This is a genomic window from Lelliottia amnigena, from assembly GCF_019047465.1.
Taxonomy (GTDB): Bacteria; Pseudomonadota; Gammaproteobacteria; order Enterobacterales; family Enterobacteriaceae; genus Enterobacter; species Enterobacter amnigenus.
In genome coordinates, this window is the sequence record NZ_CP077236.1 from 3,379,698 (window position 1) to 3,402,216 (window position 22,519).

22 protein-coding genes are annotated in these 22,519 nt (G+C 50.4%); 10 read left to right on the forward strand and 12 right to left on the reverse strand.

The annotated features are described in order from the left end of the window. Positions 1–146: 146 nt before the first annotated feature. The 11 genes from I6L74_RS15780 to I6L74_RS15830 form a co-directional block, all read right to left on the reverse strand. Positions 147–677, reverse strand: a complete 531-nt coding sequence (locus I6L74_RS15780) for a DUF3833 domain-containing protein (RefSeq protein WP_059178401.1) — start codon at positions 675–677, stop codon at positions 147–149. Further along, positions 674–1,201 carry a chalcone isomerase family protein gene (locus I6L74_RS15785; RefSeq protein WP_059178400.1) on the reverse strand — a complete coding sequence of 176 codons (528 nt, stop codon included), beginning with the start codon at positions 1,199–1,201 and terminating at the stop codon, positions 674–676. Before I6L74_RS15785 ends, I6L74_RS15780 begins: the two co-directional genes overlap by 4 nt. A gap of 2 nt (positions 1,202–1,203) precedes the next feature. Further along, positions 1,204–1,683: a DUF2878 domain-containing protein gene (locus I6L74_RS15790; protein WP_059178399.1), complete on the reverse strand. Its 480-nt coding sequence runs from the start codon at positions 1,681–1,683 to the stop codon at positions 1,204–1,206. Next, complete coding sequence (locus tag I6L74_RS15795; protein ID WP_059178398.1) at positions 1,680–2,900, reverse strand: SAM-dependent methyltransferase; 1,221 nt, start codon at positions 2,898–2,900, stop codon at positions 1,680–1,682. Before I6L74_RS15795 ends, I6L74_RS15790 begins: the two co-directional genes overlap by 4 nt. Continuing rightward, positions 2,897–3,619, reverse strand: coding sequence for a DUF1365 domain-containing protein (locus tag I6L74_RS15800; RefSeq protein WP_059178397.1), 723 nt, complete (start codon positions 3,617–3,619; stop codon positions 2,897–2,899). Before I6L74_RS15800 ends, I6L74_RS15795 begins: the two co-directional genes overlap by 4 nt. Before the next feature lies 1 nt (position 3,620). Next, positions 3,621–4,880, reverse strand: a complete 1,260-nt coding sequence (locus tag I6L74_RS15805) for an NAD(P)/FAD-dependent oxidoreductase (RefSeq protein WP_059178396.1) — start codon at positions 4,878–4,880, stop codon at positions 3,621–3,623. Continuing rightward, positions 4,877–5,596, reverse strand: coding sequence for an SDR family NAD(P)-dependent oxidoreductase (locus I6L74_RS15810; RefSeq protein WP_059178395.1), 720 nt, complete (start codon positions 5,594–5,596; stop codon positions 4,877–4,879). Before I6L74_RS15810 ends, I6L74_RS15805 begins: the two co-directional genes overlap by 4 nt. Next, positions 5,593–6,027: a nuclear transport factor 2 family protein gene (locus I6L74_RS15815; RefSeq protein ID WP_059178394.1), complete on the reverse strand. Its 435-nt coding sequence runs from the start codon at positions 6,025–6,027 to the stop codon at positions 5,593–5,595. Before I6L74_RS15815 ends, I6L74_RS15810 begins: the two co-directional genes overlap by 4 nt. A 505-nt stretch (positions 6,028–6,532) precedes the next feature. Then, on the reverse strand, positions 6,533–7,321 hold the full coding sequence (gene map, locus I6L74_RS15820) for a type I methionyl aminopeptidase (protein ID WP_059178393.1): 789 nt from the start codon (positions 7,319–7,321) through the stop codon (positions 6,533–6,535). Further along, the gene (locus tag I6L74_RS15825; RefSeq protein ID WP_012016898.1) at positions 7,302–7,520 is read right to left on the reverse strand and encodes a ParD-like family protein; all 219 of its coding nucleotides are present in this window, start codon (positions 7,518–7,520) and stop codon (positions 7,302–7,304) included. Before I6L74_RS15825 ends, map begins: the two co-directional genes overlap by 20 nt. 124 nt (positions 7,521–7,644) lie before the next feature. Continuing rightward, a complete protein-coding gene (locus tag I6L74_RS15830; RefSeq protein WP_059178392.1) occupies positions 7,645–8,121 on the reverse strand; it encodes a GNAT family N-acetyltransferase in 477 nt (158 codons plus the stop codon). Between I6L74_RS15830 and I6L74_RS15835 the strand changes: the two genes are divergently transcribed. From I6L74_RS15835 to I6L74_RS15855, 5 genes are all read left to right on the forward strand, one after another. Next, positions 8,120–8,287, forward strand: coding sequence for a hypothetical protein (locus I6L74_RS15835; RefSeq protein WP_156421714.1), 168 nt, complete (start codon positions 8,120–8,122; stop codon positions 8,285–8,287). The genes I6L74_RS15830 and I6L74_RS15835 overlap by 2 nt on opposite strands. A gap of 399 nt (positions 8,288–8,686) precedes the next feature. Continuing rightward, positions 8,687–9,547, forward strand: coding sequence for a ChaN family lipoprotein (locus I6L74_RS15840; RefSeq protein WP_059178391.1), 861 nt, complete (start codon positions 8,687–8,689; stop codon positions 9,545–9,547). A gap of 1 nt (position 9,548) precedes the next feature. Next, positions 9,549–10,328: an energy transducer TonB gene (locus I6L74_RS15845; protein ID WP_243398831.1), complete on the forward strand. Its 780-nt coding sequence runs from the start codon at positions 9,549–9,551 to the stop codon at positions 10,326–10,328. A gap of 227 nt (positions 10,329–10,555) precedes the next feature. Beyond that, positions 10,556–12,775, forward strand: a complete 2,220-nt coding sequence (locus tag I6L74_RS15850; RefSeq protein WP_059178390.1) for a TonB-dependent receptor domain-containing protein — start codon at positions 10,556–10,558, stop codon at positions 12,773–12,775. A gap of 69 nt (positions 12,776–12,844) precedes the next feature. Then, the gene (locus I6L74_RS15855; RefSeq protein WP_059178389.1) at positions 12,845–14,020 is read left to right on the forward strand and encodes a YncE family protein; all 1,176 of its coding nucleotides are present in this window, start codon (positions 12,845–12,847) and stop codon (positions 14,018–14,020) included. A 134-nt stretch (positions 14,021–14,154) separates the two neighbouring features. On the opposite strand, the gene I6L74_RS15860 is transcribed toward I6L74_RS15855, so the two are convergent. Next, on the reverse strand, positions 14,155–15,543 hold the full coding sequence (locus I6L74_RS15860; protein ID WP_059178388.1) for a M24 family metallopeptidase: 1,389 nt from the start codon (positions 15,541–15,543) through the stop codon (positions 14,155–14,157). A 392-nt stretch (positions 15,544–15,935) separates the two neighbouring features. Between I6L74_RS15860 and I6L74_RS15865 the strand changes: the two genes are divergently transcribed. The 5 genes from I6L74_RS15865 to I6L74_RS15885 all read left to right on the forward strand — a co-directional run bounded on the left by I6L74_RS15865 (position 15,936) and on the right by I6L74_RS15885 (position 22,496). Beyond that, positions 15,936–16,691: an outer membrane protein OmpK gene (locus I6L74_RS15865; protein WP_059178387.1), complete on the forward strand. Its 756-nt coding sequence runs from the start codon at positions 15,936–15,938 to the stop codon at positions 16,689–16,691. Between the two features lie 65 nt (positions 16,692–16,756). Then, on the forward strand, positions 16,757–18,217 hold the full coding sequence (locus I6L74_RS15870) for a sulfatase family protein (protein WP_436970141.1): 1,461 nt from the start codon (positions 16,757–16,759) through the stop codon (positions 18,215–18,217). A gap of 56 nt (positions 18,218–18,273) precedes the next feature. Beyond that, positions 18,274–19,419 carry an anaerobic sulfatase maturase gene (locus I6L74_RS15875; RefSeq protein ID WP_059178385.1) on the forward strand — a complete coding sequence of 382 codons (1,146 nt, stop codon included), beginning with the start codon at positions 18,274–18,276 and terminating at the stop codon, positions 19,417–19,419. A gap of 12 nt (positions 19,420–19,431) precedes the next feature. Then, positions 19,432–20,676, forward strand: coding sequence for an IS1/IS1595 family N-terminal zinc-binding domain-containing protein (locus I6L74_RS15880; RefSeq protein ID WP_059178384.1), 1,245 nt, complete (start codon positions 19,432–19,434; stop codon positions 20,674–20,676). 65 nt (positions 20,677–20,741) lie between these two features. Continuing rightward, complete coding sequence (locus I6L74_RS15885) at positions 20,742–22,496, forward strand: aryl-sulfate sulfotransferase (RefSeq protein WP_059178383.1); 1,755 nt, start codon at positions 20,742–20,744, stop codon at positions 22,494–22,496. Positions 22,497–22,519: the final 23 nt, after the last annotated feature.

Consider the following 22,519-nt stretch of genomic DNA (forward strand, 5'->3'; position numbering starts at 1 on the left):
CTGAAAACTTGCGATCTGAAAGGTCTGGAATACGATTCTCGACGCGTCCACCAAATACGAAAAACCCCTCGATAACAATATCGAGGGGTTTTTTCATTTACGGCTATGACAAATTCGTTACTGTAAAATCGACCTTAAAAAACCTGTTACGGCGCTTTCCGGGTGAAGAATAGCGTGACGGTGGCGACAGTGACGCCGAACTTTTTCATCTCGGTTTTATTAAATAGATGCGTGCCGTCCTGCAAATACATCCAGTCGTCGAAGTGCAGCAGCCAGGTTTTCCCGTCCGCTTTCACGTTCATGCTGTAGCGCCAGTTAAAGGCGTTACCTGCTGCCTGACCCGTTGCTACCCCTTCAATATCACCGGCCGTACCTTCGTAACGATCGGCGCTCACGCGACGAATGTGCCATACCCGCTGCTGTTTCTCGCCATCGTCATAGACAAAATGTTCATTCAGCGTCAGCGTATCGCCAATGACATCGCCAGAAATTTCAACGTGAAAGCGACGCAGCTGCTTACCGCTGCGATCTTGTACCATACCCCACGCCTCGGTTTTACCCTGGAAATAGCGGAAGATATCGAGCGACGGCTGTTGGTTTCGATAATCGCCGATCTCCGCGCTACAGCCTGCCAGTAACATCAGCAGGGCGACGCCCAATGCCAGAATGCGTTTCATTTTTCACCTCCGATTAACTGCTGACGCAGCGCGGGATATTGCGTATTGGGGTCAAGCCAGATGGCCAGAAAATGGGTGCTAAACGCTTCAGACTGGCGCGGTCCCAGCGGGGTAAACGTTTTTTGCGTCGCGGAGGCCCGATACCAGAACTGTCCCTGCTTATCGTCGAAAACAAACACCAGCTGGGTACCCGGTACCACATCGGGCCAGAGCGATTGCAGCATCCGTAGCCAGGATTCACTCTGCGGTTCACGTTCCAGAATACCCAACGCCTGCCACTGGTCACGCGTGGCGTCGACAAGGTCATCGCGACTGATGTCGCGTTTATAGGTAATGATCAGCGCCTGATTTTGCCCCGGTCCGGTGTAGTTGCCATCCGGTGTGCGCAGCTGCGAGGTGTAGACGGAAAAGGGTCCCCAGGTGAGCGTCGCATCGCCCACTTTGCGCCAGCTTAGCCAGTCGGCGGCATGGGTCACCGGCGTGATGATAACCAGCAACAGCAGCACTATTAAAGCGGATCGCATGGTCATCTCCCGATCAGGATATGGAATAACAGCATCAGGGTAAGCCATCCCAGCGTCATCCAACTGATGACGACGAAGGCCGGTTCCAGGAAGGTCATTGCGCCTAACCGTTGACCAATAATGTACGCGACCGGGCCGCCGAGGGCGCCCATCAGCGTGAGGATCCATCCCGGGAGCGCGGTTGTACGGGTCAGATGGGTCCAGACGGTAGCAAACATCAGCCACAGCGCCAGCATCCACAGGGGTAACAATGCCTCGCCGTGAAAGTCGATAAGCCCCGTTAATGCCCAGAGGGTATCCAGGCCGCTGCCCATCACCGCCAGCAGTAACGCATAAAGCCGATGTGCAGGCGACAGCATCAGGAAGGCAAGAATCGCCAGAGCGAGCCACAGAAAAAGCCCGCGTTCACGAAACAGCACCACCAGCGTCCAGTAAAGATCGAACGCAATCGCTATCAGAAATACCTGCACGTGGCGGTTCATACGCGCTCCGCAGTCAACTGCACCACGCTAATGGTGCGGGCATTAAATCCGGCTTCGCAGTAGGCAAAATAATAGAGCCACATCCGGCGGAACCGTTCATCAAAGCCCAGCTTTTCAATATCCTGCCAGGCGTGGAGGAAACGTTGCCGCCAGTGGGCCAGCGTGCGCGCGTAATCGGGCCCCATGTCGAACAGATTGCGGACAACAAAATCCGTGTGGCGTGTCATCAGGTCGCTCATCACGGTAATGCTCGGTAAAAATCCGCCGGGGAAGATGTAGCGCTGAATAAAATCGACGCTTTTGCTGTAGTCGCGATAGCGCTGATCCTGAATGGTAATGGCCTGAATCGCCATTTTGCCGCCCGGACGCAGGCGTGCCTGGCAGGTGCTGAAGAACGCTGGCAGATAGCGTTCACCCACCGCTTCTATCATTTCGACCGACACCAGTTTGTCGAATTCACCGGTCAGGTCGCGATAATCGCACAGCAGAACCTGAACGCGATCCTGCAATCCCGCACGGGCGATCCGCTCTTTTGCCCAGGTGAATTGCTCCTGCGATAAGGTGGTGGTCGTGACGCGACAGCCGTAATGAAGCGCAGCGTATTCCGCCATCGCGCCCCAGCCGGTCCCGATCTCCAGCAGGTGATCGCTTGCGTTCAGGGACAGCTGTTCACACAGACGCGCCATTTTTGCCTGTTGGGCGAGGGTAAGATTCTGCTCGTCGGCGGTAAATAATGCGCTGGAGTAGAGCAGCTCCTGGTCGAGAAAGTGCGCATAAAACTCATTGCCGAGGTCGTAATGGGCGGCGATATTTTCCCGCGCCTGCTCGCGGTGGTTGCGACGCATCCAGTGGCGAAGGCGTTCCACGGGCTTGCCCAGAATGCGAAAACCGCTTTCCAGACGCCCTAGCACGGTGCTGTTTAGCGCCAGCACCTGCAGCAGCGATGTCAGGTCATGCGTCTCCCATTCCCCATCCATCCAGGCTTCGGCGGCGGCAAGGCTTCCGCCGGTCAGCAGCCGCCAGTAAACGTCCGGGGCCAAAATCTGAACTTCAGCGCGTAGCCCGGAAGACGAGTCGCCAAAATGGAAGGCCTGCGTCCCTTCTCGAACGGTAAGCGAGCCGCTGCGGATACCGCCTAAAAGACGAAAGAGCAGCCAGCGGGCGATACGGACGTTGCGCGGAATATCGGGATCAAGCGCAAAGGCAGGATCGGTCATGAGCGTTCACTCCTGCTAACGGGGTGGTTATGAAGAGGCACGCGCTTCAGCCATAGCCGCAGCGCTTGCCAGTAAATCGTCAGGACGGTTTTTAGGGTCATCAACGGAATACGCCACAGCAGGGATCGCAAAGCCGCGCGCGTGAGAGGCTCACGTTTCAGCATCAGCGTGGCGTCAAATACCTTCGATTCCTGGTGGTTTTCGATATGCATATGCAGCGTTTTACCGGGAGGGTTAAAGCGCCAGTGATAGATCATGTCCATCGGGTTAAACGGTGACACGTGAAAAGCTTTTTCAATCGGACGCGTTGTCTGGCCATCCACGGCATAGTAATGACGCTCATTCCACGGCGTATTGCGCACCTCGGTCAGCACCCAGCGCAGGGTGTCTGTTGCGTCATAACAGTAATAAAAATTGACCGGATTAAAATGAAACCCGAGATAACGCAGCTGAGTCAGGAGCATCACCCGGCCATCGGGACGCTCACCGGTCAGGGTTTGAATACGCTTTAGCGCGTTCTCTTTCAGCGGCGTGCCGAGGGGATAATCCGCATCGTAAAAGGCGGCGGAAGCAAACCGGTTACGCCGGATCCCGACCGAAGGCAGCGCCTCCAGCTCATCCAGATCGATCCAGGCCATAAAAACGGTATAGCGAAAATGGTGCGCTTTAGGCTGGAAACGGCGATGGCGTAAAATCCCCTGATACAGGCAACTGTTCATTTCAGTTTCCCTCTCCACAGGCAATGCCGTGCACCACATCAAGTGCGCTGCGTACGCCATCTTCATGGAACCCGTTGTACCAGTAGGCCCCGCAATACCAGCTCCGCTGGTGGCCGTTAATCTCGTGGCGACGGGCCTGCGCGCGCCAGCTTTTCGGATTAAACAACGGGTGCTCATAGACAAAACGTTTCAGGACATAGCGCTCGTCCACGGCGGTTTCCGGGTTAAGGGTGACGCAGAACAACGGGCTTCCTGCTGGCAATCCCTGCAGGATATTCATATTGTAGGTGACGCACGCGCTGGCCTGATCGCGTTCGCTCAGGCGATAGTTCCAGCTGGCCCATGCGCGCTCGCGCACCGGCAGCCAGCGCGGATCGCTGTGCAAAACCACCTCATTACGCTGCCAGCCGATATTACCCAGCACCTCGCGTTCCGCAGGGGTTGGCTCGTCAAGCATCGCCAGCGCCTGTAAGGAATGGCAGGCGAAGATCACCTGGTCAAAGGCATGACTTGATGCCTCCAGTTGGATCTTCACGCCCTTTTCATGACGGAATACCTGCTGCACCGGCGCGTTAACATGCAGGGTCACGCGATCGCCCAGTTGCGCCAGCATGGCACGGAGGTACTCCCGCGAGCCGCCCGGCACCACATACCACTGCGGACGATCGGTGATATCCAGCAGACCGTGATGCTCAAAGAAGCGTAAAAACAGCGGCAACGGAAAATGACGCATCTCCTGAAGGGAGCACGACCAGATGGCGGCGCCCATCGGCAGAATATAATGTCGGGCAAAAAACGGGCTGAAGCCGTGCTGTTCCAGGAACGTCTGGAGCGTGGCGTTTTCGTCAATATTGCTCATCAGCGCGGCTTTCGCCTCACGGTTAAACCGCGTGATATCTTTCAGCAGCCCCCAGAATCGCGGATTGACCAAATTACGGCGCTGGGCAAAAAGCGACGTGAGGGTGTGCCCGTTGTATTCCAGACCGCTTTGCGGATTATGTACCGAGAAGCTCATCTGGGTTTTTTGCCCGCGAATACCCAACTCGCTGAGCAGGCCCATAAAGCGCGGATAGGTGCGATCGTTGTAGACAATAAACCCGGTATCAATCGCATAAGTGCCTTGCGGCATGGTGACATCGACCGTTGCGGTATGCCCGCCGGGCGTCGGTGCGGCCTCGAAAATCGTGACCTTGTGATGCCCGGCCAGACGCCAGGCGCAGGTCATCCCGGCGATGCCGCTGCCAATAATCGCGATATTCATGAGCGCACCATCCGGCGCAGCAGGGCGCGTTGAAGAAACCCGGGTAACCCTGCCAGCAGGCGTAAAATCAGACTGAAACCGGTGGGAAACGCGATGTGATTTTTCCCTTTCGCCAGGCCGCGACGGATCGCTTTCACGGCGCTGTCCACGCTGACCTGACCGGGCATGGAAAAATCATTTTTACGGGTGAGGGGCGTATCGACAAAGCCCGGTGAGACTACCGTGACGGCAATGCCCTTGGGTTCCCAGTCCAGACGCAGACTATTCGCAAACCACGTCAGTGCAGCTTTTGACGCGCCATAGGCTTCTGCCCGAGGGAAGGGGAGCCAGTGCGCCATCGAACTGACCAGCACCACGCGGTTGCCCGCCACCAGCTGTGGCTGGAGTGCTGCGATGCAGTTCACGGGTCCCAGAAAGTTGGTATTCATAACCCGTTCGACCAGATCGGCATCCACTACACCGTCATCCAGGTATTCGCAGGTGCCCGCGCAGAGAATCATCAGATCGGCATGACATCCGGTCAGCGCCTGAAGGCTGGCCGCTTTGTCCGTCATATCAAACAGACGTACCGTAATATTCGGGCTGTACTGCTGCAGCGCCTCCAGCCGGGCCGAATCTCGTCCGCAGGCGATAACGTGACACCCGTCATCCGCCCAGGATTTTGCCAGCCCAGCCCCAATGCCAGAGCTCGCGCCGGTGATGAGGACAGTCATCATGAGCGCACCCTCCTTTTGACACCACGCACCGCCCAGCCCAGCACAGGAAGATGTTCGTAAATCATCTCCCCGGCATCGTAGTAGTCGCGTTGGCGAATAATCTGGTCGTCCTGCACATCCACCACTGAGCACCCAGGCAGGGCAAGCTTTTCTCCCCCGGAAACGCGCGGATGAGACCAGTGCATGGTCCATGTCACGGCAAAACGATCGGTCACGCAGAGCGGAGCATCAATCACAAAGCGGCAGTGATCCACGTTCGCCAGCAGATGGGTGAAGTAACGCTGAATCGCAAACAGCCCCTGATGCTCGCCGAACGGGTCGATGAGGGCCGCATCAGGATGATAAAGCGCCGCCAACGCTGACGGTGGCTGGCTATCCAGCTCGGCGTAATAGTCCATAAATCGATTGATAGCCGACGACATAGTGCTCATGAGTCTCACCCTGACTGTGAATAACGCGACGAAAGTGCATAATTAAAACTTACACAAATACGTTTATTTGTCCAAGTTTTGAATCAAGTATTTTTTATTATTTATATTTATCAGTTGTTTGTGTTTGGTTGTTCGAGGCGGTTTTTTGACATGTTTTTAAAAGTGTGTGCCGGGGCAGCACCGTTTAGGATGGTTAAGCAGAGCAAGATCTGACCTTCGGGTTATCCCTTTCCAGCAGGGCTGATGAGATAGGGGTGTAGTTAAGTATGTCATTTACGCTGCTCAGGATTCCCCCTAAGCGCAATGGGCAGTGTGCCGAAGGATAATTGATATAAGGTGTTCGGATTATTGTGGGGGCAGGGAAACTGGACGCTCGACATGCGCTTCATCATGATTTCCGGCATGTCTCCCGAGAGGGAAAAAGTGTTGAAAGCGCAGCCGGATGGGCATCATGTCTATGAGCGTGCGCAATTCAGGATGCTATTTTCCTGAAGCGTTATAAATTTTATACGATGAGGTCAGGAATAATTTCATCTTTACGCAGCGTTAATATTTCAAAACCGTCCGCGGTCACGGCGATGGTGTGCTCCCACTGGGCCGAGAGTTTTTTATCCCGGGTCACAACTGTCCAGCCGTCTTTTTTGGTTTTTATTTTGCTACTGCCCTGATTGACCATCGGTTCAATGGTAAACACCATGCCCTCCTGCAACACAACGCCCGTACCGGGTTTACCGTAATGCAGCACGGTCGGTTCTTCATGCATCTCTTTGCCTATCCCGTGGCCACAATATTCCCTGACAACGCTATAGCCGCTGTTTTCAACATGCGTCTGGATGGCATGTCCAATGTCGCCCAATCGCGCACCGGGTTTTACCGCTTTGATGCCGAGCCACATGGCTTCCCACGTTTTTTCGACCAATCGACGAGCCAGGGGAGAGACGTCGCCGATAAGATACATTTTGCTGGAATCCGCTATCAGTCCCTCTTTCTCGAGCGTGATATCGACATTTACGATAGCGCCAGATTTTAGGTGTTCGTTCGCTTTCGGAATGCCGTGACACACGACTTCATTCACCGAGGTATTCAGCACGTAAGGATAATCGTACTGACCTTTGCTGGCAGGGCGGGACTGCAACGCATCAACAATAAATGCCTCTGCACGATTATTGATTTCCAGAGTGGTCACGCCAGGCACAATAAACGTGTCCAGCATCTCGAACACGGAAGCAAGCAACGCGCCCGCATGGCGCTGTCGGGCGAGTTCATCAGAGGTTTTAATGGGAATTGATGGCATTGATCACCTCCATTAAGCGGTCAGAGCCTGATTTCAGCATCATCATTTTGATCTGCTGATAGTTAAGCTCCGGGTAAAGCTCACTCATCATCCCAAGGCGAATCCAATATTCGGCCTGCGCATTCACAGAACGTGACATGGCCTTACTGGCGTCACGAACATCTTCATGCAACAAGTCCGAAATTTTAACAATACCCATAGCATACACTCCGTTATGTTTTATATATAAAGCATATATCTTTCGTGGGCGGATGTCATGGTGAAGTTGGTGGCGTCAAAAAGACTCGAGTACCGGTGCGGGGAGTGCCAGGTTGCAGGGAATATTAGCCCGTTATCGTCTTGCTCATGTTAAAGCCCGTGACCCCAAAACCCATCGCCTCGTAGACGTGGCGGGCACGCGCGTTGTCTCCGGCAACACGAAGCCTGATATGTTCAAAATCCTGTTCCTGCAACATCTGCTCAAACGCTTGCAGCGCCTGTTTACCCAGACCCTGTCCCTGGCACGCGTTGAAGATATGAAAATCATAGATAAATGCAGTGCGTGAAGCCGTATCCGGTTTGTACCACAGGTACCCGACATGGCTGTCCCTATTATCCTGTTGGGTGAACAGGCATAGCAAAACCTGCCCGGCGGTATTAACGCCATCAGGAAGATCGGCAGCGATCTCCTGTTTGGCTTTTGCAAGGGAGGCATCGGCAGAAAGTCGATAATTTGAGGCAATTTCCTGCGCATAATCTGGAATGAAATAGTCCAGATAGCCTGAAAATTCCTCTTTGTGCATCGGACGGAGTACGATCATGGTTAAATCCTTTATTACTTCTGGCGGGATAAAATATTGTCACAGGCCTGTGATGAGGCTGGTGAATAATGCTCATCGAGCCCTCTTTAGCGCCGGAAATAATACCATAACCGCCGCGATGATAATCATCGCCATCAATATGCTGAAAGTGCGCATCAAAGCCTGAACGGGTTCAATGACTCCTATGAATTCTGAATAAAAAAGTAACCCCGCGACAAGAAATTGGCGGGGAAGGGGACATGAAGAGTCACAAAATCAAACTTAGCAGCGTAGCGGCCAAACACCTCTGAAATCGCGGTTAAGTCTCCATTCCATTTGAGCCGCCTGGATCGTCCCGATTATCGACATCCCAGGCTAAGCAGCGACGACGACAAGCGACACCAATAATGTGTTGTGCTGCGGCAGAGCTATCGCAACGTCACGCCCGTTATCTGCCTTCTTTTTTCACTCTCCCATAATTGATAATGCGAATGATCTTGATAATCATTTTCATCAATGGCTATAATCCGGCCAAAATTTGCAGCGAAAAATAAGCGCACAACGTTCACGGAAACGCAGGTTAAATATGGATAATTTCTTAAAACCCCTGATTCTCAGCAGCATGTTGACGATCGCGGCATGTCATAGTCCGCCAAAGGACACGACCGCCCAAAACGCTATAGCGATTGAATGCCTGTGCATTAAAGAAGCGGCGAGCGGTACGGTGATGACGCCTGCCCAGCTCATTACGACGCTCGCCAGCGCCCCCATTGTGATTGTCGGTGAAGAGCATACCAATGTGCGTCACCATCAAATTGAACAATGGTTACTGCAAAATCTGAATCAATCACGTGCGCAGGGCAGCGTGCTGATGGAAATGATCGATAGCGATCAGCAGGTCAGTGTTAATCGCTTAAAAGCAGAAAGTCTGGCAGGCGCAACCATCAGCCCGACCCGAGCGGCGGAGGCCATGCGCTGGAAAAGTGGCTGGCCGTGGGACCTTTACCGTGATGTTGTCATGACCGCGCTTAAAGGGCCATACCCGCTGTTGGCGGCAAATATCACCCGTAGCCAGGTCACTGAACTGTATAACAATCCTGTGTTCCCAGACGGTGATTTATCGTCTCGCCCGCAGGTTCGCGAATCGTTGTCCGCCATTATTAACCTTATGCATGACGGCCAAATTAGCGATGAACAGGTCAACGCCATGGTTGCCATCCAGCAACATCGCGACCGCTTTATGGCTAAACAAATTCGTCAGGCACCTCGCCCTGCGCTGTTAATTGCGGGCGGCTATCACGCCTCAAAAGATATCGGTGTGCCGCTGCATCTGGCGGATCTGAAGGTTGAAAACCCCGTCGTCGTGATGCTTACCACCGAGGGAACCACGCTAACCGCCAAACAGGCGGATTACGTCTGGTCAGTGCCCGTGGAAAAAGCGCCTTAATATGAATGCACAACTCGTGATGCCTCGTACGCCATGGATGAGAAGTACGGCCGCCAGTGTCATTTTTCATGTGGCGATAGCCCTGCCTTTTGTCCTTCATTTTGCGCAGGAGCAGCCAATAGCAACGCCTGCCGCGGTGATGGTGGAGTTCTCGCCTGAGTTTGAAGTCTCCATTATCAAACCCGATCTGCCGCCTGGCGTCAGCCAGCAGCGTAAAGTGGAAGCCATGACCGAAGAAGAACGCCGGCCAGAAAAGGAGATGCCAAAGCTGCTGGTGCATGAAGAGGCTGAACTCAACATTGCGGCAGCAAAGCCTGAACCGAAAGCCAAAAAGAAAACGGAAACCAAGAAAAAAAACCCGCGCGAACAGAAAGAAGAGAAAGGCAATTCGACGACGACCAGTCTGGCGGCACCACCGGTCCAGACGGTGCAGACTCAGCGTAATGCCGCGCCGTTGGATACGGACTCGTCTCGCATCAGCAAAAGCGAAATCAGTTGGGAATCGCTAGTGAAAGGCAAGATCAATAAAATGCGAAACTATCCTGAGGATGCGAGACGCCGCAAGCGTACCGGGACTGCCGTTATTGCGTTCAGTGTGGATGCGCGTGGCGAAATACTCAGTTCAAAACTGGTCACCTCGTCCGGAACCCTTTCGCTGGACCGCGCGGCATTAAATGCGCTAATCAATGCACGGCCGTTGCCGCCTCCGCCAAAAGAGCTGGTGAAGAATGGCGTACAAAAAGTCACGCTCCCGGTTGAATTTGGCTTGTTAGAAATTTAGAAATACAGCGTCTGTTATCAGGCTAATTGTTCTGCCTGAAATATAAATTTGGCTTTAGATAATATTCGTTAATGATCGAATAAGCGCAGGGTGATATATCGCACCTGCTCAGCCGCATTAATGACATGAATTTATTATGGGTATTTTGCCGTCGTCCTTTTGAATAGGGCGATGCGTGAGCTATTCATTTTTTTTGCGCTAAATATAATTAAACTCAGGACTTGATTATGAAAAAACCTCAAATGGTCAAAGGACTTTTGACCGGGCTTCTTATTGTGCACAGCCATGCCTATGCGGCAGAAAAAGAAGGGGAATCCGTTTTTTCTCCATTAACCATTATCGACAACTCGCTGGACGATAAAAATCAGGTGGGCTCCTCGGATGAAACCTATACCCGTCCAGGCGCGTACAGTTCACGTACGTTAAATAAGAATTTGCAGAGTCTGGATGCCTCACTGCGCAGTATGGCGGGTACCTATACTCAAATCGATCCCCTGCAGGGTTCAATCAGCGTGAATATCCGTGGGATGAACGGCCTCGGGCGCGTAAATACCATGGTCGATGGCGTCACCCAGACTTATTTCGGCATGGCACCGGCAAACTATCACGGCGGTTCAAACACTGCCGCAGGCGTCCCGCTTGATCCGAATTTCCTCGCTGAAGTCGACGTCACGCGCGGCAGCAGCGCAGGTTCCCAAGGGGTCAATGCCCTGGCGGGAAGCGCAAATATGCGAACGATTGGCGTGGATGATGTGTTAAAAGAAGGACGCCAGACAGGCGTACTTTCTCGATTTTCGGTGGGCGATAACGGGCTGGGTCGAACCGGTATGATCGCGGTTGCGGGTAAAACCGAAACCTTTGACAATGGCGGCGGTCTCGGTGCGCTGGTGGGCATCAGCGGGTCCCGTACCTATGCGACATATAAAAACGGTGGTGGCCGCAGCAGTAAAGACTTCATTGGCGAAGACAATAAATACCTGCGCCAGGAGCCGCAATCGCAGCTCTATAAATTGAATTTCAATCTGGACCAATTCAATAAATTTGAATTTTCTGCCAGAAATTACAGCAATTCTTTCACTCGCCGCGATATTACCAGCGACGATTATTATCTGCGTTATAATTATGCACCGCTCAATGAACTGGTGGATTTAAACGTGCTGGCCAGTACCAGCCGGGGCAATCAGGATTACAAACCTGAGTCTATGTATAATTTCAACAGCTCGTCGACGACGAATAAATCCAACGCACTTGATATCAGTAATACCAGCCGATTTACCCTTGCTGATGATTTTTATGCGACCTATCAGCTCGGCGGCAAATTAATGGATACCCGGTACAGCCGCAGTTTTGTGCAATCGAACGAAACCGACCGAAACGCGTTTGCTCCAGCAGGCACGCAAAAGATTTCGTCCCTGTATACCGGCCTGACGCTGAACAAAGATATTTATCAGCTGGATCTGAATCTAAATTATACCCGCAGCCAGGTTGAGGGACACAAACCGGCCTGTTCCGCCAATGAAAAATGTTTCCCGCAGGGGGAAGCTAACCTCAATCTGGATGACAACGCCTTCAATCCGTCCGCCACGTTTTCTGCGCAGGTCATGCCATGGTTACAACCTTTCGTGAGCTGGAGCCGCTCCTCCCGTGCGCCAAACGTTCAGGAAGTCTTTTTTGCTAACGAGGGCGGGGCCTCAATGAACCCGTTCCTCAAGCCTGAGAAAGCCGAAACCTGGGAAGCGGGCTTTAACATCAACAAAAAAGGTCTGCTGGTGGAGAAAGACAGTTTCCACATGAAGGCGCTTGCGTATCAGTCCCGCATCAAGGATTACATCACCAGCGAGTCCTTCATGCTCTGCTATGACGGGCAGCTGTGTCATGACTTTGACAATTCATTTGGTGGCTTTAACGCCAATGTGTACGTCAATACCACGTCGCCTGTCACCACCAAAGGCTATGAAATCGAAGCCGGATACGACATGGGCTTTGCGTACGCGAACATCTCCTGGAGCAAACAGCACACGGATCAACCGACGTCTATTGCCAGCACCGTGTACAGCTTTGCCTACAGCGATATCAGCGATCTGCCAGACAGCTATGCCACGCTAGACGTGGGCGGACGGTTGTTTGATCAGCGGCTGACCATCGGTAGCCTGGTTAAATTTACCGGCAAATCCAAACGTCTTAGCACCGAAGGGATCAGCACCGACACCAACACCGTGCCGAAAGAGAGCATGCCGGATATTCCAACCGTTATCGATCTCTACAGCACCCTGCAGATGACTGACAACGTGCTGCTGCGTTTTAGCGTTCAGAACGTGACTAATCGTGATTATTCCGAAGCGTTAAACCGAATGAATCAGAGCCTTGATTACGCCAAAGAAGGATCAACGATTAATACCACGGCGCGTGGCCGCACCTATATCTTCGGTGGGGAAATACAATTTTAAAACAAACATACAGGGGATATTGATGCCCTTGTAAGACGTTTAAATTAATTTGACGAGCAGGAGTAAAAAATGAATTGCCGCAACGTAGCACAGCAACTGGGATGTTTTTTCATCGCAACGTTATTCTCCACTACCGCATTTTCCATTGATCCGCCGCAACGTGAACTGTCTCGCTTTGCGATGAAAACCAATTATCTTCAGGAAGCCAATGAAGGTATTTATGAAATGGCTTTCGATAATACTCATCATAAACTTTATGCTGCAGCGACCGACCGCGTAAACCGCGAAGCCAATAAAGGATTTTTATATACGTTTAATCCAGCGTCGCTGAAAATCGAGAACCGCCTTGATATGCCTTACCGCGCATTTTCTTTGGCGATGAATCAGGACCAGCAACAGCTCTACGTGGGGCACACGCAGTCGGCTTCACTGCGCATCAGCGCGGTAAACACCCAGACCGGGAAGCTGACGAAAACCAGCGAGAAGTTGAGTTTTAAGGAGGCGAACGCCGCCGATTCACGCTTCGAGCACCTGCGTCATATGGTTTACAACAAGGCAACCAACACGCTTTTTGTCAGCTACAGCAATATGCTGAAGAGCGCTGAAGGCATGACGTCGGTACATAAATTGTTGATGCTGGACGGCACCTCTCTGGCGATGAAAGGCGAGGTGAAAGGTGCCTACAGCGGTACGGCCTACGGTCTGACCCAGGATGATAAAACGCAAAAGATTTATATCGGAGGCAAAGATTACATCAATGAAATTGATGCCAAAAAACAGAGCGTGTTACGTACTATCAGCCTGAAAAATGCAAACCCGCAAATTACTAGCGTGCAAAATCTGGCGGTGGACTCTGCCTCTAACCGCATATTTGTGGTGGTGTTTGACCATGAAGACCGCAGGGGCGAAAAAGACGGTTTATACGTTTTTGATCTCCAGAGCGGCAAACAACTCGGTTATGTTCACACCGGTGCCGGAACCAATGCGGTGAAATACAACCCGAAATATAACGAAATTTATGTCACCAATTTCACCAGCGGGACGATAAGCGTGATCGATGCCCAAAATTACGCCGTCAAAAAACAGTTCAGTGTGCCGGTATATCCGAACCAGATGGTGCTATCCCCAGACTTTGATACCCTTTATATCGGTATCAAAGAAGGCTTTAACCGCGACTGGGATCCGGATGTATTTGTGGAGGGGGCTAAAGAACGCATTCTGAGCATTGATTTGACTAAATCGTAAGCCACGCATTGCGTTTCTGCAAAAAGAGGGAATAACAATATTCCCTCTTTTAATGCATTCGAATCAATCACGCTCAACAGCAGGCCTCATCATAAATCCTTTTTCCGCGAGGGGATCTCAGAGCATTACCTCATTTAACATGTGAACGACCTGTTTTTCGCGAGCAGGAACGGGCGAAGATAAGCCACTGTATTGGACAGCGGAATGACATCGTCGGTGAGCTGAATATTTAAAACATGACGGATGTATTCGCGGCGAGTCGTGATTCGCGCCCATAATTCAGGATAGGCGTGCTGGATTTTCTGCACAAGCTCCTCATCTGCCAGGGCGATGCTTTCTTCGGCACTCACACCCGTATATCCCGGCACGGAGGGGATAATATCAATTTGCATAATCATGCCGCTTTTGAGCGTTTCAGCCGAATTTTTATAAATGGGGGACGACATCCACTCTTCATCTGCGCTGAGATGACCGGGATTCAAATGCCAGCCGTATTTTTCTTTGTTGAGTACCTTCTCAATGAGATCGTACATTTCGCCACCGCGCATCCCTATTTTGATATTTTCAAGCCAGCACGCGACAGCACCAAAATAAGGTTTTGCGACTCTATCAAGGTAGTCTTTTTGATTGCCGGGCAGTTCGCTTTCCTCTGCGATAACAAACCCGGTACGGCTTGAAAGCCCACCTTTAAAGCCGGTTGTCATCGACAGCGGCTGTCCACGCTCCAGCGTTTTATAGGAAGGGTAAAAATTCGCTTTCTCAAAACGTTGCCCCGTCGCAGCGATAGTGATGACCGTCTGGTATTGACCCTCGGCGGCCAGCAGAGCCCCCAAATCAGTTTCACGCAGGTCGGGTTCGACGGCATTCATCGCATCAAGCATACAATTCGAGGCCAGATTGGCACCATATTCATAGTGCGCAATTTCATTTTCGTTATTTGTAATTCGTGCACCCCGATCGCCACGAATGAAAAGATGTGCGGCATTTTCCAGCACCGCGCTTGAGGCAATAGAGTTTTTCACGGCGTCGACAATAAACCAGGGGATGTCGAAAAGGTGTTTATTATTCGCGGCTGCCGATGTAAACATCTTCCATCCGACCAAACCGATTTTGGATATCGTATCAAGACCTGTTTCGATGAAAATATCTTCAAGGGGGCGTTCGTTGTCCATCGGCTGGTTAGGCAGAGAGAAAAGGGGGCAATGTTTTAAGGTGGCTTGAATGCGGGAATAGTTCGCCATCTTGAGGTTTTCGTTCCCCAGAATCAGTGTCGCCTCACCGGTTTTTTTGACTATCAGCAAACCTTCTTCAAAGCGTGGAACAAAACCCGTCAGGTACTCGAAATTCCCCCCATGCTCTTTATCGGCATAGATGATGAGCGCGTCATATCCTTCATTCTGCATTCGTGTCAGAACCTTATTTTTGCGTTCCAGCATCGTTGCATCGTTCAACATCACGGGGGCCACATTGATAAATTTTCTAGGAGATTCAGTGGCCTGTAATTGGATAGCGTTTGAATACATCGTTTACCTCTCGATTGCGTCATCGTCAGAATCAGTCCCACTCTTTTGCCTGACGGCGTAGACGCTGTTTGTGCAGTACCGAAGGGTGGCTGAATTAACCTTTTCGCAAGCTTGCCACAAAATGACGATGAAAAGTCCCGACGGCGGCAGATTTAACACACAAAACGGTTCAACCGGAGAAAAGCTCAGATCTAAAAATGAAATTGTGGATGAGCGCTACGGAAAATCAATAAGTTAGCATCGAAATAAACCCACATTGTGTGACCTCCTGGCACGGCGCGCCTTGTCACAAAAAATGCGTGAAAATCATCACATTGGTCCCGAGGGTCTCTCATTACTATGTTGCCTGGAATCAATATTCATCTGGGATACTGCATGGAGCAGGGATAATAATGAAAGACCAACATTTCAATAAAGCATTACTGACTATATCTATTTTATTTGCCGGCCAGGCGCATGCTCTGGAATTAAAGACCTCTTATGGGTCTATTAATGCGGGTTATGCCAACTGGAATACGGGGTTTGAAAATACGCACAGGGGAGAGGTCTGGAAAGCAACTGCGGATTTTGGTGCGATATTTGATAAGGGGGAGTTCTACTCATTTTATGAAAGTAACGTATTAAATCATGCCGTTGAAGGTCGCAATCATGTGCTTTCTGCACAGACTCATATCCGGTTATTCGATTCTGATTTCAGTTTTATGGGGAAACTCTACGGTCAGTTTGAAAATACCTGGGGTGATGAACTGAATATGATGTATGGATTTGGCTATTTAGGTTGGTCCGGCCCCTCCGGTTTTTTTAAGCCCTATGTGGCATTGCATAATCTCTCAAATGATTATGTCTCCAGCAAATATGGTCAGGCCACGGGTCTGAATGGATATGTCGTCGGCTGGACAAGTGCCTGGTTTTTCGATTTATGGGGCGAAAAAATGGTGCTTTCCGACTGGAATGAATTTGAGCTGGATCGCAATGATGCTTACGCCGAACAACAACACAGTAAAAACGGCATTAATGGCGGGTTGACCTTAACATGGAAATTTTATCCCCACTTTAAAGCCAGTGCCACGTGGCGTTATTTCGATAACAAGTTAGGTTACGACGGTTTTGGCGACCAGTTGATTTATATGCTCGGTTACGATTTCTAAATAAATAACAAGGAACGATAATGAGAAAGACAACTTTAGCGGTGTTTGTCAGCGCGGTCATTGGCATGACAGGGGGAATGGGAAATACTCTGGCGGCAGAGCAGTCTGGGAATCAATTAAATAAACCTAACGTCGTGATTATTTTGGCCGATGACCTGGGTTATGGGGATTTAGGTGTATATGGGCATCCGATCGTGAAAACCCCTAATATTGATAAACTTGCGCAGGAAGGGGTGAGGTTTTCACAATATTATGCCCCAGCGCCACTCTGTTCGCCTTCGCGTGCAGGTTTATTGACCGGGCGCACACCGTTCAGAACGGGGATTCGATCCTGGATCCCGACCAATAAAAATGTCGCACTGGGCCGTAACGAAAAGACCATAGCCAGCTACCTGAAAGATCAGGGTTACGACACGGCAATGATGGGGAAATGGCACCTGAATGCTGGCGCTGACCGCCACGATCAGCCCCAGGCTGAAGATGCAGGTTTTGAACATACGCTGGTTAATGCTGCCGGTTTTGTCACCAGCGATCTGGATAAAGCGAAAGAGCGTCCTCGCAATGGCGTGGTGTACCCGAATGGTTTTTATCGGAATGGTAAAGCGCTGGGGACTGTTAACCAAATTAGCGGCGAATTTGTCAGTCAGGAAGCTATTAACTGGCTAAACGATAAAAAAGAGAATAACCCTTTCTTTATGTATGTGGCTTTCACAGAGGTACATACACCGCTCGCTTCGCCGAAGAAATATCTTGAGCTCTATAAAAACTATATGAGTGAGTATGAAAAAAAACATCCCGATATGTTTTACGCCGACTGGGCTGATAAGCCTTATCGCGGACCGGGAGAATACTATGCCAATATCAGTTATATGGATGAACAGGTTGGTAAAGTCCTCGCCAAAATAAAATCAATGGGGCAGGAGGACAACACGATTGTTATCTTTACCAGCGACAACGGCCCTGTGACGCGTGAAGCGCGTAAATGGTATGAACTCAATATGGCGGGTGAAACGGATGGCTTACGTGGCCGCAAAGATAATTTGTGGGAGGGCGGAATACGCGTGCCCGCCATCATTAAATATGGTCACCATTTGCAAGCCGGTACGGTAACAGACACGCCTGTGAGCGGCCTGGATATATTGCCGACAATTGCGGAGCTGACTCATTTTAATTTGCCGACCGACCGTATTATTGATGGAGAATCGATTGTCCCTGTTCTTGAGGGACAAACGATGAATCGTCAGCAACCCTTGTTATTCGCGATTGATATGCCTTTCCAGGATGATCCGACGGATATGTGGGCAATTCGCGACGGCGACTGGAAGATGATTTTTGATCGTAATAGCAAACCTAAATATCTCTATAACCTTAAGCTGGACCGCGGCGAGACAATGAATCAGCTCGGCAAACAACCCGTGCTGGAGCAAAAAATGGTGGCTGCGTTAGAACGCTATCAGTCCAGTATTGAAAATGATTCACTCATGAAAGCCAGGGGCGATAAACCTACACCGGTAGACTGGAACTAAAGGATTTTCATGGCCTTGCGATTAATTTTACAAGGCCATAATACGAAGGAGTTAAAATGAAAAGTTGCCATGTCATGGTCAAACCTACCGGTGCAATATGCAATCTTGCCTGCGATTACTGTTTTTATCTTGAAAAGGCACAGCTCTATCCAGAACGTAAAACGCGCAGCATGGACGATGCAACACTGACACAATTTATTCACCAGCATATTGCTGCGCAGGAAACGGATGAGGTTATTTTCGCCTGGCAGGGCGGTGAACCCACGCTGGCAGGTTTAGCGTTTTACCAGCGCGCCGTAACCTTGCAAAAACAATTCTCGCAGGGTAAGACGATCCTGAACACCTTTCAGACCAACGGGATCCTTCTCAATGACGATTGGTGTCATTTCTTCCATCAGCACAATTTTCTGATTGGTATTTCAATAGACGGTGATGCGCTTCTGCATGACGCTTTTCGTAAAACTGTTTCAGGAAAACCAACCCATCAGCGCGTTGTAGAGGCGGTCGAATTACTCAAGAAATACAAGGTGCAGTTTAATACACTGACGGTAGTCAATGCCCTGAACAGCCAATATCCCGTCCGGGTGTATGAATATCTAAAAAGTTTAGGCAGTCATCATATGCAGTTTATTCCCCTGCTGGAAACCACAGCCGAAGGAATAGATGAACGCAGCGTGACGCCGTCAAGTTTTGGCATTTTTTTAAAAACGATATTTTATCACTGGATACGTCGTGATATTGGGGTCATAGAAATTCCTTTTTTTGAACACACGTTTGCCGCATGGTGTGGTTTACCGGCACTGACGTGCGTGTTTTCACCGACGTGCGGCAACGCTTTTGCCCTTGAACAAAATGGTGATCTCTATCAATGTGACCATTTCGTAAATAAAGCAAATTTATTGGGTAATATACAGCACAGCACCATTGGCGAAATGCTGGACAGCGATGCCAACCGGCTATTCGGGCAAAACAAGCAACCGGTGGCACCAGAATGTATTAACTGCGACATCAAATTCGCGTGCCACGGGGGATGTCCAAAAGATCGTATATCTCATTCTTCACGGGGTGTCGCTGAACTCAATTATTTTTGTAGCAGTTACCAGACCTTTTTCAGATATACCGAGCCTTATATGCTGATGATGAAGTCTCTTCTCAACGAAGGATATTCGCCGTCAGATATTCGTCATACATTGTGTGAATAGAGAATAAATTTCATGAATCAATGGGAACATGTCAATTGTTGCAAAAATGTAGCGTGTTCCTTTTTTGGTATGGCTAATCATGTGCCCTATAAATTCATCGGACAAAATGGATTATGTCCGGAATGCGGTGATATTTTTCCGATTATCTCAACATCAGCACTCAGCGCTTTTAATCAACAAAGTAATAAATCCTATCCAGAGATATTAGTGTATTGCCCGACATGCGGGCAGGGTGATGCGTTAATTCGTCACGGGCGCGGACCTGCTGGCGCGCAACGCTGGCGTTGTAGCACCTGTAATATCTCTTTTACGGATGAATCTACCTCCATTAAGGATAATCCAGGGGTTCAGCCCCTCACAGAGTGCATTGCCGCTGGGGGAGATTTCAAGCTATTAGGCGAGAAAAACCAAACATTAAGTCGCGTTTTTACGCATCTGGCATTTTCAGCCAGATTTGAACAAGTTCATTTGCCGACAGTTACGCTGAGCGGGGAATATTCGACCATCACTTTTACGGTAGAATTTAATGGCAGTCACAATAACCTCTACGTTATTGCCACGGCTGACAATAAAACAGGTCGCGTGATCGCGGTTTCAACCAACTACGTGGCGCTTAAGAACGGGATTTCCCCCGACTGGTGGTATCCGTCAATGCCTGCCGAAAGCGGTTTCTCACCCATTCTGGTAAGAAAAGTCTTTGATAAGGATAGAGTCATTAGTCGACGACCCTTTTTGTTTGATATTGCGTATGGTCCTGCCAATGTTCGAGCTAACGACCCAGGCACAATTGTCAAACCGGTGCTTGCCGCTTATCGCCATTTTGCACTGGTACATGCATTAACCCATCATCGTTTGCTCTCGGTTCATCACTGGCTTGAGCATGAATGCTTTATTTACGGGGCATGCTTAATGGCCAACCGAAGAGATATTGCGCAGCAGCGCTGCAATATTAGTTTTGTCTACGAGGAGGGATCCTTAGATACAAAACAACGCCTGCGCAGTGAGACGGTGAGGTCGGATATTGTCTGGCGTGATACCTGGAATTGTTATTCGCAGAAAAATTACAATCTCGCTGTTTGTCATCTCACCGGGAAAATTAATCGGTCGTCATTCCGTCAGGCAACACTCAAACCCGCACGTGCGTTTCAGGACTATCTTTTCAGCCATCCTATTTGGCCTCAGTTAACCCGGCTCGCACCGCGTAATGTCGTGCATCTGCTGGAATATCTGGCGGCAGAATATAATCGGGGACGGTGAAAAAAATCTCAGACCCGGTTAATACGTCCATCTCCATAAATCATATATTAATAAGGAAATAAATTATGACGCTCTCTTATATCAATGCAGCGCCTGCTCCCCGTCCGTCGATTGCTCAGGGCATTAATCCTGACGATCCTATTGTGGTGAGCCATAACCAGATTTATAGCGCTTTAATGGAACAGGTGACGACTTCGCACACTCAGGATAATGCCCTGGTTTTTTTGGATCCCTTTACGACCTCACCGTTAAGTTTTTATATTGGCATATGGTCTGACGCCAGCGATACGGCAACGATTAGCGTATCTGACGTTAATGGTAACTTTCCCGTTATGACGTTTACTCAGCCCGTTGTAGCTGGCGCAAATTTAATTCCCGCCGCCGGATTACTGCCGGGCATTCAAAATAAGGTCACGGTGGTATCCGCGTCTGGCTCAACGCTTTTACCGTTAATTGAAACGGCCCCTTTGCCGCCCACCGATGCCGACGTCAGCGACCCCACCGATCCCGCCAACTATAATTTATTCCCGCAGATTACGGTTAATTCGCTGGCCGCCGATGAATCACTCCTGGCCGACGGCCTCTATTTTATCTCGTATTTTGATCGTAATAATCTTGCGCTGGATAACAAAGGCAATGTGCGCTGGTATACGGTGAAATCGATGCCGTCGAATAATTTACTGCGCCTGGCGAATGGGCATTTCGTCTCTTCCGCCGTTGCCCAGAGCGGTTATCTGAAGATGTATGAATTCGACATGGTGGGTCGCGTTCACGCTATGTACGATCTTGATAATGCCTTTCATCACTCGTTGTATCAGCAGTCTTCCGCATACGCCTATAAGGGCGTGAACAACTGTTTGGTTGCTGCGTCGGAATATATGCCGGGTACGCGGCCAGACGGCGGATTAAGCATTGAGGATGGCGTATCAATCATCAGTCTCGAAACCGGCGAGGAGATTGATTACTACGATATGGTGCAGGTTTTGGGGTTGAGTCGCGCAGAACGGCCATCCAACCCACCGGACACGGCCGGTGGCACGCTTGACTGGCTGCACATTAATCAGGCGTATATTAACGAAACGAATAATATGTTGATCACCTCTGGTCGGAATCAGAGTGTCGTTTTTGGCCTGAAAGTGGGGACCTACGACCTGAGCTTCATCATGGGAACTCACAGCGACTGGCCTGATGAGCTGAGTCGTTATCTTCTGACGCCGTTGAGAGCCGACGGCACGCCATACGACCTTACCGATCCTCAACAGGCGCAAGAAGCGGATGCTGTGTTCTGGAACTGGGGCCAACACAACGTGCTGGAAATCCCCAATGCGACACCGGGCATCATTGATATTTCGCTGTTCAATAACAGCAATTATCGCTCGCGGTCTGACGCCAACAGCGTGTTGCCACAGGACAATGAGAGCCGAATTGGCCACTACCGCATTAATCTGAATACTATGACGGTACAGATGCTGGCTGAGTACGCCTCTGGCCCAGAAGGTTACAGCAGCCTGTGTGGTTGTAAGCAGGAAATGGCTAACGGGAACATTGTTGTCAGCTACGGCGGTGCGCTGTTCGACAGCAACGGACTGCCGTTAACCTGCGATCCGGGTTATAGCGATTTGGCTTTTGAATCTGGAAATGGTGACGTGGAAGGGCGGCTGCCGCTTCGTGAAATGAATGCCGACGGCGTGGTACTGCAAGATTTCACGATCGGTTCTGGCCTGTACCGGAACATTAACAACACCCCAGCGGGCAATGTGGGCATCTATCGCTATAACATCACGTGCTTCCGCATGTATAAACTGCCGCTGTTTGGCTAATACCCTGACGTGCTGTTATTGAC

Excerpts from the sequence above, each read along its gene's own strand:
- I6L74_RS15815 (WP_059178394.1), bottom strand. The coding sequence starts at position 6,027 with ATGAGCACTATGTCGTCGGCTATCAATCGATTTATGGACTATTACGCC.
- I6L74_RS15885 (WP_059178383.1), top strand. The coding sequence starts at position 20,742 with ATGACGCTCTCTTATATCAATGCAGCGCCTGCTCCCCGTCCGTCGATT.
- I6L74_RS15835 (WP_156421714.1), top strand. The coding sequence starts at position 8,120 with ATGGTTAAATCCTTTATTACTTCTGGCGGGATAAAATATTGTCACAGG.
- map (WP_059178393.1), bottom strand. The coding sequence starts at position 7,321 with ATGCCATCAATTCCCATTAAAACCTCTGATGAACTCGCCCGACAGCGC.
- I6L74_RS15830 (WP_059178392.1), bottom strand. The coding sequence starts at position 8,121 with ATGATCGTACTCCGTCCGATGCACAAAGAGGAATTTTCAGGCTATCTG.
- I6L74_RS15870 (WP_436970141.1), top strand. The coding sequence starts at position 16,757 with ATGACAGGGGGAATGGGAAATACTCTGGCGGCAGAGCAGTCTGGGAAT.
- I6L74_RS15790 (WP_059178399.1), bottom strand. The coding sequence starts at position 1,683 with ATGAACCGCCACGTGCAGGTATTTCTGATAGCGATTGCGTTCGATCTT.
- I6L74_RS15865 (WP_059178387.1), top strand. The coding sequence starts at position 15,936 with ATGAAAGACCAACATTTCAATAAAGCATTACTGACTATATCTATTTTA.
- I6L74_RS15880 (WP_059178384.1), top strand. The coding sequence starts at position 19,432 with ATGAATCAATGGGAACATGTCAATTGTTGCAAAAATGTAGCGTGTTCC.
- I6L74_RS15800 (WP_059178397.1), bottom strand. The coding sequence starts at position 3,619 with ATGAACAGTTGCCTGTATCAGGGGATTTTACGCCATCGCCGTTTCCAG.
- I6L74_RS15850 (WP_059178390.1), top strand. The coding sequence starts at position 10,556 with ATGAAAAAACCTCAAATGGTCAAAGGACTTTTGACCGGGCTTCTTATT.
- I6L74_RS15805 (WP_059178396.1), bottom strand. The coding sequence starts at position 4,880 with ATGAATATCGCGATTATTGGCAGCGGCATCGCCGGGATGACCTGCGCC.
- I6L74_RS15825 (WP_012016898.1), bottom strand. The coding sequence starts at position 7,520 with ATGGGTATTGTTAAAATTTCGGACTTGTTGCATGAAGATGTTCGTGAC.
- I6L74_RS15780 (WP_059178401.1), bottom strand. The coding sequence starts at position 677 with ATGAAACGCATTCTGGCATTGGGCGTCGCCCTGCTGATGTTACTGGCA.
- I6L74_RS15875 (WP_059178385.1), top strand. The coding sequence starts at position 18,274 with ATGAAAAGTTGCCATGTCATGGTCAAACCTACCGGTGCAATATGCAAT.
- I6L74_RS15810 (WP_059178395.1), bottom strand. The coding sequence starts at position 5,596 with ATGATGACTGTCCTCATCACCGGCGCGAGCTCTGGCATTGGGGCTGGG.
- I6L74_RS15860 (WP_059178388.1), bottom strand. The coding sequence starts at position 15,543 with ATGTATTCAAACGCTATCCAATTACAGGCCACTGAATCTCCTAGAAAA.
- I6L74_RS15795 (WP_059178398.1), bottom strand. The coding sequence starts at position 2,900 with ATGACCGATCCTGCCTTTGCGCTTGATCCCGATATTCCGCGCAACGTC.
- I6L74_RS15840 (WP_059178391.1), top strand. The coding sequence starts at position 8,687 with ATGGATAATTTCTTAAAACCCCTGATTCTCAGCAGCATGTTGACGATC.
- I6L74_RS15785 (WP_059178400.1), bottom strand. The coding sequence starts at position 1,201 with ATGCGATCCGCTTTAATAGTGCTGCTGTTGCTGGTTATCATCACGCCG.
- I6L74_RS15855 (WP_059178389.1), top strand. The coding sequence starts at position 12,845 with ATGAATTGCCGCAACGTAGCACAGCAACTGGGATGTTTTTTCATCGCA.
- I6L74_RS15845 (WP_243398831.1), top strand. The coding sequence starts at position 9,549 with ATGAATGCACAACTCGTGATGCCTCGTACGCCATGGATGAGAAGTACG.